This window comes from Vibrio sp. B1REV9, from assembly GCF_905175395.2.
Classification (GTDB): domain Bacteria; phylum Pseudomonadota; class Gammaproteobacteria; order Enterobacterales; family Vibrionaceae; genus Vibrio; species Vibrio alfacsensis.
Genome location: NZ_HG992745.1, coordinates 799,571 through 812,107 on the forward strand (window position 1 = coordinate 799,571; position 12,537 = coordinate 812,107).

The following is a 12,537-nucleotide window of genomic DNA, read 5'->3' on the forward strand; positions in this document are numbered from 1 at the left end:
GTGGAATAGTAGGAAAAAAAACGGGTAAAAAACTAATAAAAAACTCAATAGTCCTCGGTGGTAGTTATTTATTTTGTTAGATGTGGTTTTTTTGCTTTTTTAATGGAGCATTAAGCTAGGGTGGTATCGTACATAGTGAAAATGATTGTACGGTAAGGCGAGGGCGGAGCATCCGCTCAGCCCTCAGATTGAACAAGATTAACCTGTATTACGCATGCCTGCAGCGATACCTGCGATCGTTACCATCAGCGCTTCTTCTAAGTTAGCAGAAGCTTCTTCTGTTTGACGAGTACGGTATAAAAGCTCTGCTTGAAGCATATTCAAAGGCTCAACGTAGATGTTACGCAAACGAATAGATTCAAGGCCCCACGGGTCGCTTTGCATCAGGTTCTCGTTGTTCTCTACATTCAGTACGGACTTAATGTCTTGTTGAAGTTGATCACGCAGACGATCACCCAGAGGCTGTAGTTGCTCATCAACGAGGCGTTGATCATAGTAGCGAGAGATATCCATGTTGCACTTGGTGTAAACCATCTCAAGCATACCTAAGCGAGTTGAGAAGAACGGCCATTCTCGGCACATTTCCTCTAGCAGTGCCTGATGGCCTTTGTTTACAGAGTACTGAATGGCTTCACCCGCGCCTAGCCATGCTGGTAGTACCAAACGGTTTTGACTCCAAGAGAAGATCCAAGGAATGGCACGTAAGCTTTCAACGCCGCCGTTCGGGTTACGTTTTGCAGGACGAGATCCTAGAGGCAGTTTACCTAGCTCCAACTCTGGTGTTGCTTGACGGAAGTAAGGGACGAAATCGGGTTCGCCGCGAACGATGCTACGGTATGCTTCACAGCTAACTTCCGACAGTACATCCATTAGATCGCGCCATTCTTGTTTTGGTTCTGGTGGTGGCAATAGGTTTGCCTCCAGAATCGCACTTGAATATAGGTTGAAGCTGTTTACAGCAACGTCTGGTAGACCAAGTTTAAAGCGAATCATTTCGCCTTGCTCTGTGACGCGCAAACCGCCTTTCAAGCTCTTCGGTGGCTGAGACAGCAGTGCTGCATGAGCAGGTGCTCCACCACGACCAATCGTACCGCCTCGGCCGTGGAATAAAGTCAGCTCAACGCCTTCTTCTTCCGCAACCTTAACCAGTGAATCCATCGCGTGGTATTGGGCCCAACCCGCCGACATGACACCGGCATCTTTTGCTGAATCAGAGTAACCGATCATCACCATCTGGTGGTTTTGGATAAAGCCACGGTATAGGTCGATGCCCATTAGCTGTTTGATGACGGCTTCCGCATTGTTCAAATCGTCAAGAGTTTCAAACAATGGACATACGTCCATGCGGTAAGGACAGCCTGCTTCTTGCAACAGTAAATGCACAGCCAATACGTCAGACGCGGTACGCGCCATTGAGATCACGTAAGCACCAAATGCATCACGTGGTTGTGCTGCGATGATCTTACAGGTATCTAATACTTCTTTTACAGGCTCTGATGGTTCCCAGTCGCGAGGCAGAAGAGGTCGCTTAGATGCTAGTTCGTTGGTTAAGAAAGCAATCTTATCTTGCTCACTCCACTGCTCGTAATCACCAATGCCTAGGTAACGAGTTAGCTCAGAAAGTACGTCAGCGTGGCGTGTACTTTCTTGACGGATATCCAAGCGAACAAGGTGAACACCAAACGCTTTTACGCGACGCAATGTGTCTAATAGTGAGCCATTCGCAATGACGCTCATGCCACATTCTGTTAGTGATTGGTAACACGCGTAAAGAGGTTCCCAAAGCTGTTCTACTTTCTGTAGCGGTGCTTTCACTGCCAGTTTTTGGCCGTTAATTTTTGCGTCGAGAATGTCTTTGGTTTCGTTTAGTAGTGAGCGTACTTGTTTTAGGATTGCACGGTATGGTTCATGCTCATCGTCCCCTGCAAGTTCACGGACTTTGTCATTACAAACCGTCATGGACAGTTCGCTGATCAACTCATTGATGTCATTTAGATACAAGTCGGCAGCTTTCCAGCGAGACAGAAGTAGTACTTCACGAGTCACGCTATGAGTCACGAACGGGTTGCCGTCTCGGTCACCGCCCATCCAAGAGGAAAAATGCACCGGGCGAGCATCAATAGGCAGACCTTCGCCTAGGTAAGATTTTAGGCGGTCATTCATTTCTCGAAGGAAATCAGGCACAGCTTCCCATAGTGAATTTTCAACAACGGCAAAGCCCCATTTGGCCTCATCAAGAGGTGTTGGGCGTTGCTGGCGGATCACATCGGAATGCCAACTTTGAACGATCAACTGTTCTAGGCGACGTTCGGTTTTCTTGCGCTCTTTTAATGATAGGTCGCTAAGTTCAAGCTTGGATAGACACTCGTTGATCTTCACTAGCTTGTTGATCATAGTGCGACGGGTGATTTCAGTAGGGTGTGCGGTGAGTACCAATTCGATATTTAATTCACGAATGGCCTGTGCAGTATCTAGTTTACTGACATCGCTTTGCTCCAATTTAGAGAAAAGCGTGTTAATCGCATCAGGTTCGCAGATGTGCTCATCACAATGGCGTGAAATCGTATGGTATTGCTCAGCAATATTCGTCAGGTTTAGAAATTGGTTGAACGCACGTGTTACTGGCGTCAATTGCTCATCTGGTAGGCTTTTGATTTCTTCAATTAAGCTGTCTCTGTCACCTTGATTTCCAGCTTGAGCCGATTTGGATAATTTACGAATGGTTTCCACTTTCTCGAATATCTCTTCGCCATGGGCATCGCGAATCGTGTTGCCGAGTAAGTGGCCCAGCATGCGCACATTGCTTTTGAGTGCGGCGTATTTTTCGTTCATTGTCATCCTGCCTCGTAAAAAAACTACATCCATTGTCCTTGTTGAGACTCCAATCTAGCGAAAAGCACCAGTTGTAGTCAAATAAAGCCGAGTAACTTTGTAATTATTCCGTCTCTCTCCTGATTTAGAGCAAAATTACGTTAGCTAGTTGAAGCTAAGTGAAAATAAATTACAAAATAGCGTGTAAAAAGAGGGATATAGCGTGCTAGAAAGTTGAGGTAACGAAAAGATAAATGCAGCTCGAAGGAGCTGCATGGAGAAGATTATTCAAAATGCGACTAACAACAATATTTGACCATGGCGCGGGACAACACATCAATGGTTGGGTCGATAAAGTCGAATGATAAAAACTCATCTGGCTGGTGGGCTTGATCGATAGAGCCTGGGCCAAGTACTAACGTTGGGCATAATTGCTGTAGAAAAGGCGCTTCTGTGCAGTAGTTGACGGTTTCCGAGCTTGTTTGGCAGATCTCTTCCACACCACCGATGAATGGGTGATCATGTTGACACTCGTAACCTGGGATAGGTTCATGCAGAGGAATGATTTCGATGCGTCCAGGCCATTTCGCCTCTACTTCTTTCAATGCGTTACGCAGCATGTTCTCTAAGCCGTCAAGGCTAATACCAGGAAGAGGGCGAACATCGTAGTGCAGTTCACAGCAACCACAAATGCGGTTTGCGCTGTCACCACCATGAATATGACCTAGGTTTAGGGTAGGGCTTGGAATGGCAAAACCCGGATGGTGATATTCTTTTACTAGCTTGTCGCGCAGTTGCATCATGGCGAACATGACTTCATGCATGATCTCAATTGCGTTGACGCCTAAAGCAGGATCGGATGAGTGACCGGATTTACCCGTTACGCGAATGGCATTTGCTACGTGTCCTTTGTGACCACGAATCGGTACTAGGCTGGTGGGTTCACCAATGATGCAGTAATCCGGCTTAAAAGGTGCGCTCTCAGTGAAATGACGAGCTCCCAACATGGTAGTTTCTTCATCACAGGTTGCTAATACGTAAAGTGGTTTGGTCTGCTTACTCCAATCGACTTTCTTTACCGCTTCATAAATAAACGCAAAGAAGCCTTTCATATCGGCCGTACCCAAACCGTAAAAGCGGTTGTCTTTCTCGGTCAGCTTATGTGGATCAAAACTCCAGCGCCCTTCATCAAATGGCACGGTATCGCTGTGACCTGCCAGAAGTAGACCGCCTTCACCTTCGCCCATACGTGCGATCATATTGTGTTTGCCTGGTTCCACTTCGATTACTTCAACGCTGAAGCCAAGATCTTTAAACCAAGAAGCTAGCTTCTCTATCACTTTGGCATTGCCTTGATCCCAGCTTGGATCAGTTGAGCTGATCGAAGAGGTGCTGATCAGTCCTTCATAGACCTCTAGAAAACTTGGTAATTGCATGGATTCTTCCATTCTCCTATTGACAGACAGAGCACAAAAATGTAAAACACATATTAAATCATATTTAATGAATAAAAAATCAAAATGAAGCAAAAATTAAATATGAATAGTCATTTTGAGCCTTAAGTATATGGATGTCATGTAATGCTAAAAACCACGATTATCGGAGCCAGCGGCTACACCGGCGCAGAGTTGGCTTTAATGGTCAACAAACACCCTGAACTCACGCTATCAGGTTTATACGTTTCCGCCAATAGCGTAGATGCAGGAAAGAATATTGCTCAGTTGCACGGCAAGCTAGCGGGGGTGATTGATATGCCAGTTTCGCCCTTGACTGATCCTGAGCAAGTCTCTCAAGTGTCTGATGTGGTTTTTCTGGCAACGGCCCATGAAGTGAGCCACGACCTAGCCCCAATCTTTTTAGAGGCAGGTTGTCAGGTATTCGACTTATCGGGTGCATTCCGTGTGAAAAGCGAAGGCTTCTACAACACTTTTTATGGCTTCGAACATCAACATAACAACTGGCTAGATAAAGCAGCATATGGCTTAGCAGAGTGGAACCAAGAATCAATAAAAACCACTCCTTTGATTGCAGTGGCAGGTTGCTACCCAACCGCTTCACAGCTTGCAATCAAACCTTTATTAGAACACGCATTACTGGATAGCAACCAATGGCCAGTTATTAACGCAACCAGCGGTGTATCAGGTGCAGGGCGTAAAGCCTCCATGGTTAACAGCTTCTGTGAAGTGAGCTTGCAACCTTACGGTGTCTTTAACCATCGTCACCAACCAGAGATTGCTCAGCATTTGAGTTGCGATGTGATTTTTACTCCACACCTAGGCAACTTTAAGCGCGGCATTCTTGCCACGATCACGATGAAGTTGGCGCAAGGCGTGACGGAAGCACAAGTGGCACAAGCATTTGAACAAGCTTACCAAGGCAAGCCAGCGGTTCGCCTTAAAGGTGACGGTGTTCCACGTATTCAGGATGTCGAAAACACGCCTTTCTGTGATATCGGCTGGAAGGTACATGGCGAACACATCATAGTGATTTCTGCGATCGACAACCTACTTAAAGGTGCATCGAGTCAAGCGATGCAATGTCTCAATATTCATTACGGTTACCCGGAACTGACAGCGTTGCTGTAGTCGTTGAAAGAGGGAAATGCGATGACACAAACTAATCAAGCTCCTTTAGTCATTAAGCTCGGTGGTGCAGCTCTATCTTGCACTCAAACCTTAAGCCAGTTGTTTGCTGCTATTGCGGCATACCAAAAGTCGGCGCAGCGACAAATCGCCATCGTTCATGGCGGTGGCTACCTAGTTGATGAGTTAATGGCAAAGCTTCAGCTTGAAACCGTAAAGAAAAATGGTCTACGCGTGACGCCTTATGAGCAAATTCCTGTGATTGCAGGTGCGCTTGCAGGTACGGCAAACAAGTTACTGCAAGGTCAAGCGATTGCTGATGGGCTGAATGCGGTAGGACTTAGTCTTGCAGATGGCGGATTGTGTCGTGTCGAAGAACTTGCTCCAGAGTTAGGCGCAGTAGGCCAAGCATCACCGGGTGATTCAACGTTATTACAAGCGGTACTAAACATAGGCGCACTGCCAATCATTAGCTCAATTGGCCTGACAGATAAAGGTCAAATGATGAATGTGAATGCTGACCAGGCCGCTGTTGCCGTGGCTGGTGCGTTAGATGCGGAGTTAGTGCTTCTATCTGATGTGAGCGGTGTGCTGGATGGCAAAGGTCATTTGATCAAAACGCTATCCGAGCAAGAAGCCGATGCATTGATCAAAGGTCAAGTGATCACCGACGGCATGATCGTCAAAGTTAAAGCCGCTTTGGAGGCCGCCAGTGATCTTGGTCGTCCTATCGAAGTAGCGACATGGCGTTACCCAGAGAAACTGACCCAGCTATTCGCGGGTGAAAGTATCGGAACGCAGTTTCTGCCGCAATAGAGCAGAAGCAAAACCGTTAAAGAATTGAACATTAGGAAGTGGTTGGCACTGACCGCCGAGCGCAGCGCCAGATAAGTTTGGAGTAGAAACATGAGCAAAGTGAACGTAAAGAAAGTAGTAGTCGCATACTCAGGCGGTCTCGATACATCAGTTATCATCCCGTGGCTAAAAGAGAACTACGATTGTGAAGTGGTGGCTTTTGTCGCCGATGTAGGTCAAGGTGCAGAAGAACTAGAGGGCATTGAAGCAAAAGCTAAAGCTTCTGGTGCCTCAGAGTGTTACATCGCAGATCTGAAAGAAGAGATGGTAGCGGACTACATTTATCCGACATTAAAAACCGGTGCCTACTATGAAGGTAAATACCTATTGGGCACTTCTATGGCGCGTCCTATCATCGCCAAAGCGCAGGTAGAAGTCGCCCGTAAAGTCGGCGCAGATGCGTTGTGCCATGGCTGTACGGGTAAAGGTAACGACCAAGTACGCTTTGAAGGTGCATTTGCAGCATTAGCACCGGATCTGCATGTTATCGCTCCTTGGCGTGAATGGAATTTGGTGAGCCGTGAAGAGTGTTTGGATTACTTAGCGGAGCGCAACATCCCTTGTTCAGCATCTTTGACTAAGATTTACTCACGTGATGCAAATGCATGGCACATTTCTACTGAAGGCGGCGTTTTAGAAGATACGTGGAATGCGCCAAATGAAGATTGTTGGGCGTGGACAGTCGACCCTGAACAAGCTCCAAATGAAGCTGAGTATGTCTCGCTTAAAGTTGCGAAAGGTGAAATCGTTGAAGTCGATGGTGAAGCCATGACGCCATACAACGCGCTGGTTTACCTAAACGAAAAAGGTGCTAAGCATGGTGTTGGTCGCGTCGATATCGTAGAAAACCGTCTGGTTGGTATGAAGTCACGTGGTTGTTATGAAACGCCGGGTGGTACCATCATGATGGAAGCACTACGTGCAGTAGAGCAGCTTGTTCTCGATAAGACCTCATTTGAGTTCCGTGAAGAGCTTGGTTTGAAAGCATCTCACCTTGTCTACGATGGCCGTTGGTTTACGCCACTATGCAAATCAATTCTTGCGGCATCAGAGGAGTTAGCTCAGGACGTAAATGGTGAAGTAGTAGTGAAGCTCTACAAAGGCCACGCGACGGTTACGCAAAAACGTTCAGATAACAGCTTGTATTCTGAGGAGTTTGCAACTTTTGGTGCGGACGAAGTTTATGACCAAAGTCATGCAGAAGGCTTTATTCGTCTCTATTCACTATCCAGCCGCATTCGTGCTTTGAATAATCAGAAAAAATAAACTAATTTAAACGTTAGAAAAAAGACCTGTCCATGTTGGGCAGGTCTTTTTTATTTTGCTCATACGGTGCGCATAATGATAAAAAACTTATGAATAAATATGTGAAAATAATGAATTTATACTTTATTTTTCGCTGTAATTATCGTAACGTTGAAACATAACAAAAAGTGAGCAAATGATCAGTTGTTTGGTCAACACTTAATGAATAGCACGTTAGCGTAAGCAATAGTCATCAGGAGAGACGCAATGGCATTATGGGGCGGAAGATTTACCCAAGCGGCAGACACCAGATTTAAGGACTTCAACGATTCATTGCGTTTCGATTACCGATTGGCTGAGCAAGATATTGTTGGTTCAATTGCGTGGTCAAAAGCCTTGCTTTCTGTTGACGTGTTATCAGCAGACGAGCAGCAAAAACTTGAGTTAGCACTGAATGAGCTCAAACTGGAAGTGATGGAAGATCCACAGCAAATTTTACGTTCGGATGCGGAAGATATCCACTCTTGGGTTGAGCAGCAGTTGATTAACAAAGTTGGGGATTTGGGTAAAAAGCTACACACTGGTCGTTCTCGTAATGACCAAGTAGCGACGGACTTGAAGCTTTGGTGTCGTCAGCAAGGTCAGCAATTGTTGATTGCGCTTGATCGTATACAAGCACAAATGGTAGGCGTCGCTAAGCAACATCAAGGAACGGTGCTTCCGGGCTATACGCACTTGCAACGTGCTCAGCCTGTGACGTTTGCTCACTGGTGTTTGGCTTATGTTGAAATGTTTGAACGTGACTACTCGCGTCTGAGTGACGCACTTAAGCGTTTGGATACGTGCCCACTTGGTTCTGGGGCGCTTGCGGGTACCGCTTACCCAATCGATCGTGAAGAGTTAGCTCACAATCTCGGTTTCCATCGCGCAACACGTAACTCATTGGATTCAGTTTCCGATCGTGACCATGTGATGGAATTGATGTCTGTGGCGTCTATTTCGATGTTGCATCTTTCGCGTTTAGCAGAAGACATGATCTTCTACAATTCGGGTGAATCTAACTTCATTGAATTGGCAGACACGGTGACCTCGGGCTCTTCTCTGATGCCACAGAAGAAAAACCCTGATGCATTAGAACTTATCCGTGGTAAGACGGGTCGTGTGTACGGCGCATTGGCTGGCATGATGATGACAGTTAAAGCGCTGCCACTGGCTTACAACAAAGACATGCAAGAAGACAAAGAAGGTTTGTTTGATGCACTTGATACATGGAACGACTGCATGGAAATGGCGGCACTGTGTTTTGATGGTATTAAGGTCAATGGTGAGCGTACGCTAGAAGCGGCGAAACAAGGTTATGCAAACTCTACCGAACTGGCGGATTACTTAGTGGCGAAAGGCATCCCATTTCGTGAAGCGCACCATATCGTTGGCGTTGCCGTAGTTGGTGCGATTGCGAAAGGTTGTGCGTTGGAAGAGCTGTCGATTGACGAGCTGAAAGCTTTCTCTGAAGTGATTGAAGCGGATGTGTATGACATTCTGACCATTGACTCGTGTCTAGAGAAGCGCTGTGCACTTGGTGGTGTCGCGCCACAGCAAGTGGCTTACGCCGTCGATCAAGCGGACAAACGTTTGTCTCAACGTGATACTTCTTCGATCAAAGTACGTCCTGCTCGTTTAACCGATATCGAAACATTAGAGGGTATGGTGGCATACTGGGCGAATATGGGTGAAAACCTACCTCGTTCACGCAACGAATTGGTGCGTGATATTGGATCTTTCGCTGTTGCCGAGCACCACGGAGAAGTTACTGGTTGTGCATCTTTATATGTATACGACTCTGGGCTTGCAGAGATTCGCTCTTTGGGCATTGAGGCGGGATGGCAAGGGCAAGGGCAGGGAAGTGCTATCGTGAACTACCTAGTTGAGAAAGCTCGTCAGATGGCGATTAAGAAAGTCTTTGTGCTCACTCGTACCCCAGAGTTCTTTATGAAGCAAAGTTTCTTACCAACTTCAAAGTCATTGCTACCAGAGAAAGTACTGAAAGATTGTGATCAGTGCCCACGTCAGCATGCATGTGATGAAGTTGCTTTGGAGATCAATTTAATTGAGCAAGTAATCCAAAAAAGTTTTGTTGCCTAGCTCTATGATTTTTCTCCTATTGAGTTATTGATTAAAAAAATCATAACAAAAAGACGGAACCTTTGAGAAGAAGCCCGGTCTATTAAAGTACCACTGCTTTTTCTTAGAAGAATCTAAGAGAGCCCCAAAACCGATATTGGTTTTGGGGCTTTTTTCTATTGAGCGTTTTGCTAGATCGTCGTTTTACTAGATCTTTGATAGTAACCTGTTCTCTGTTCTCTGTTCTCTGTTCTCTGTTCTCTGTTCTCTGACGCTTACTTGTCATCTGAACGATGTGAATTTTTACGCCCCTTTCGGTTATTCGTCTTTTTTTGACGACGTTGCCATGGCAGGATGATAAAACGCATCCATAGATGTAAGAACAGTAAACCATTGAAAGTAAAACCAGCAAAGATCAGGGCGATCGACTCAATGCTATGTGGATCATCTTGAAATACAAACCACCATACGATCCAACATAGGACGGAAAGCACCGTCAGTTGATCCATACACCGCTGACAACGGCCAATCTTTTTCCAAAACCAATGTTCTTGGCAGCTACGACAAGACATAACACGCCTCTAGCTCTCTATTTATTTCGAATTATATACCCATTAGATAGGTGAATGCGTTTTTCCTATGTAGACGTTGATCATTTGCTTATTGTGGTTGTTATAACGCAGCAGATACTTATAACGCCACAGATTGTTATAACGCCGCAGACTGTTGCAAAGCCAGAACGAGTAGAGTGATGAAATCAAAAATGGAAAATTAGCTTGGATAAACTTTTGTAGCACGTAACTGATGTATGGTTCGTTGTCAGCCTAAAATGGGAAAAAGTATAATGTCGACAGAACTTAAAGTAGCGCTTGGTCTTGCTGGTGGTTTCTTCACTATCGGCTTAACTGCAATCGTGTTAGTCAGTCGTTACGCAATGATGACTGCGTAAGCAGAGAAAGCAAAAAAGAGCCTCGTTCATGACGAGGCTCTTTTTGTTGGTCGGTGACAGGTGAAATGGAGTTCATCCAGTCGCACTCATGACACTTCACCCATCCCTGTATAGGCTGCTTATCCCAAGTACGTTTCTAGCTCTTCGCTACCGCCGATATGTTTACCACCGATAAATACTTGAGGCACTGTCGAACGGCCAGAGATAGCTCGTAAGCTGACTGTTGTTGCATCTTTACCTAGTACGACTTCTTCGTAGTTTAAACCTTTGTCGATTAGGTTTTGTTTCGCTTTCATACAGAAAGGACAGCCTGGCTTAGTGAATACAGTGATAGACTCTTGCTCTTTGTGTCCCGGTGCAATGTAATTCAACATAGTGTCGGCATCAGAGACTTTGAACGGGTCGCCTGGCTCGTTTGGCTCAATGAACATTTTTTCTACCACGCCATTTTTCACAAGCATGCTGTAACGCCATGAGCGTTTACCAAAGCCTAAGTCGTTTTTCTCAATCAGCATGCCCATACCATCGGTAAAATCACCATTACCATCTGGGATAAATGTGATGTTTTCTGCTTCTTGATCGGCTTTCCATGCGTTCATCACGAATGTGTCGTTGACGGATATACATAGAATTTCATCAACGCCGTGATCTTGGAATACAGAAAACAATTCATTGTAGCGAGGTAGATGGCTTGATGAACACGTCGGAGTAAATGCACCCGGCAAGCTGAATACGATAACGGTTTTATCTTTGAATAGTTCGTCCGTTGTTACGTTTACCCATGCGTCACCTTTACGTGTTGGGAAAGTGACTTGTGGAACTGCTTGACCTTCTTTTGATGCAAACATGATGATTTCCTTTTTCAATTTGTAAATAGTCCGAGTAGAGCTTATCGTTTTTTAGCGCTATGTTTCGCTTTGTTGCCCTCATTATTGAAAAAAAACTTTGATAGCTCTAATCGTTTAATGCTATGGTTTTGATAGATTATTTCTATCGTAAAAAAAGAAGCGAATCGTACGTTATGAATATTCGAGATTTTGAATACTTGGTAGCGCTTGCGGAGCACAAGCATTTTCGAAAGGCAGCGGAAGCCTGTTTTGTTAGTCAACCAACTTTAAGTGGGCAAATTCGCAAGCTTGAAGATGAGCTAGGAACGGCACTTTTAGAACGAAGTAGCCGACGCGTCCTATTCACTGATTCAGGTCTTCAGTTGGTGGATCAGGCCAAATGCATCTTAAGCGAAGTAAAAACTTTTAAAGATATGGCAAGCGGTCAAAGTGGTACTATGAATGGCCCAATGCACATTGGCTTTATTCCTACTGTCGGCCCGTATTTATTGCCCAAAATTGTGCCTCAATTAAAAGATGAGTTTCCTGATTTGGAGCTTTTTCTACATGAAGCTCAAACGCATCAATTGGTCCGTCAGTTGGAAGAGGGGAAGCTAGACTGCCTTGTTTTAGCGTCAGTACCTGAGACTGAGCCATTTAAGGAGATCGAGGTCTATAACGAACCGCTTAGTGTCGCGGTTCCATGCGATCATGAGTGGGCGATGTTAGATCATATCGATATGTTAGAGCTAAATGGGAAAACGGTGTTGTCTCTGGGAGATGGGCATTGTCTGCGTGATCAGGCATTAGGCTTTTGCTTTGCTGCTGGCGCAAAAGATGATGAACGCTTTAGAGCGACGAGTTTAGAAACATTACGTAACATGGTTGCAGCAGGTGCTGGCATCACCCTCTTACCACAGTTATCTGTTCCTCACGAGAAGCAAAAAGATGGCGTGTGTTATTTACCTGCGGTGAACCCAGTACCATCAAGACGTATTGTTTTAGTCTATCGTCCGGGGTCGCCACTGAGAGCTCGTTTTGAAGCTTTAGCCGCTAAGATAAAGAGCATTCTCGATGAACAGCAGACATCTGTTGCTGCATAATTAGAGTTGAGTTTAAGACAATTCGAATAAAAAATGGGGAGCCA

At 45.4% G+C, this 12,537-nt stretch carries 9 protein-coding genes; 5 read left to right on the forward strand and 4 right to left on the reverse strand.

What is annotated here, in order from left to right; genetic code table 11:
- Positions 1-198 precede the first annotated feature (198 nt).
- On the reverse strand, positions 199-2,832 hold the full coding sequence (ppc, locus tag KHN78_RS09255) for a phosphoenolpyruvate carboxylase (RefSeq protein WP_128812228.1): 2,634 nt from the start codon (positions 2,830-2,832) through the stop codon (positions 199-201).
- A gap of 278 nt (positions 2,833-3,110) precedes the next feature.
- Positions 3,111-4,247, reverse strand: a complete 1,137-nt coding sequence (gene argE, locus KHN78_RS09260) for an acetylornithine deacetylase (RefSeq protein ID WP_128810008.1) — start codon at positions 4,245-4,247, stop codon at positions 3,111-3,113.
- A 144-nt stretch (positions 4,248-4,391) separates the two neighbouring features.
- Between argE and argC the strand changes: the two genes are divergently transcribed.
- From argC to argH, 4 genes are all read left to right on the forward strand, one after another.
- Positions 4,392-5,396 carry an N-acetyl-gamma-glutamyl-phosphate reductase gene (gene argC, locus KHN78_RS09265; protein ID WP_211915849.1) on the forward strand — a complete coding sequence of 335 codons (1,005 nt, stop codon included), beginning with the start codon at positions 4,392-4,394 and terminating at the stop codon, positions 5,394-5,396.
- Between the two features lie 21 nt (positions 5,397-5,417).
- Complete coding sequence (gene argB, locus KHN78_RS09270; RefSeq protein WP_211915850.1) at positions 5,418-6,209, forward strand: acetylglutamate kinase; 792 nt, start codon at positions 5,418-5,420, stop codon at positions 6,207-6,209.
- 90 nt (positions 6,210-6,299) lie between these two features.
- Positions 6,300-7,514, forward strand: coding sequence for an argininosuccinate synthase (locus KHN78_RS09275; protein ID WP_211915851.1), 1,215 nt, complete (start codon positions 6,300-6,302; stop codon positions 7,512-7,514).
- Positions 7,515-7,760: 246 nt separating this feature from the next.
- Positions 7,761-9,635: an argininosuccinate lyase gene (gene argH, locus KHN78_RS09280; protein WP_211915852.1), complete on the forward strand. Its 1,875-nt coding sequence runs from the start codon at positions 7,761-7,763 to the stop codon at positions 9,633-9,635.
- A 254-nt stretch (positions 9,636-9,889) separates the two neighbouring features.
- On the opposite strand, the gene KHN78_RS09285 is transcribed toward argH, so the two are convergent.
- On the reverse strand, positions 9,890-10,186 hold the full coding sequence (locus tag KHN78_RS09285; protein WP_211915853.1) for a DUF3624 domain-containing protein: 297 nt from the start codon (positions 10,184-10,186) through the stop codon (positions 9,890-9,892).
- 496 nt (positions 10,187-10,682) lie between these two features.
- The gene (locus KHN78_RS09290; protein ID WP_211915854.1) at positions 10,683-11,411 is read right to left on the reverse strand and encodes a glutathione peroxidase; all 729 of its coding nucleotides are present in this window, start codon (positions 11,409-11,411) and stop codon (positions 10,683-10,685) included.
- A 173-nt stretch (positions 11,412-11,584) separates the two neighbouring features.
- On the opposite strand from KHN78_RS09290, the gene oxyR reads away from it, so the two are divergent.
- Positions 11,585-12,493: a DNA-binding transcriptional regulator OxyR gene (gene oxyR / locus KHN78_RS09295; protein WP_211915855.1), complete on the forward strand. Its 909-nt coding sequence runs from the start codon at positions 11,585-11,587 to the stop codon at positions 12,491-12,493.
- Positions 12,494-12,537: the final 44 nt, after the last annotated feature.

What these genes read in the sequence shown, in the direction of transcription:
- ppc (WP_128812228.1), bottom strand. Translation starts at nt 2,832, where the DNA reads ATGAACGAAAAATACGCCGCACTCAAAAGCAATGTGCGCATGCTGGGC.
- argE (WP_128810008.1), bottom strand. Translation starts at nt 4,247, where the DNA reads ATGCAATTACCAAGTTTTCTAGAGGTCTATGAAGGACTGATCAGCACC.
- argC (WP_211915849.1), top strand. Translation starts at nt 4,392, where the DNA reads ATGCTAAAAACCACGATTATCGGAGCCAGCGGCTACACCGGCGCAGAG.
- argB (WP_211915850.1), top strand. Translation starts at nt 5,418, where the DNA reads ATGACACAAACTAATCAAGCTCCTTTAGTCATTAAGCTCGGTGGTGCA.
- KHN78_RS09275 (WP_211915851.1), top strand. Translation starts at nt 6,300, where the DNA reads ATGAGCAAAGTGAACGTAAAGAAAGTAGTAGTCGCATACTCAGGCGGT.
- argH (WP_211915852.1), top strand. Translation starts at nt 7,761, where the DNA reads ATGGCATTATGGGGCGGAAGATTTACCCAAGCGGCAGACACCAGATTT.
- KHN78_RS09285 (WP_211915853.1), bottom strand. Translation starts at nt 10,186, where the DNA reads ATGTCTTGTCGTAGCTGCCAAGAACATTGGTTTTGGAAAAAGATTGGC.
- KHN78_RS09290 (WP_211915854.1), bottom strand. Translation starts at nt 11,411, where the DNA reads ATGTTTGCATCAAAAGAAGGTCAAGCAGTTCCACAAGTCACTTTCCCA.
- oxyR (WP_211915855.1), top strand. Translation starts at nt 11,585, where the DNA reads ATGAATATTCGAGATTTTGAATACTTGGTAGCGCTTGCGGAGCACAAG.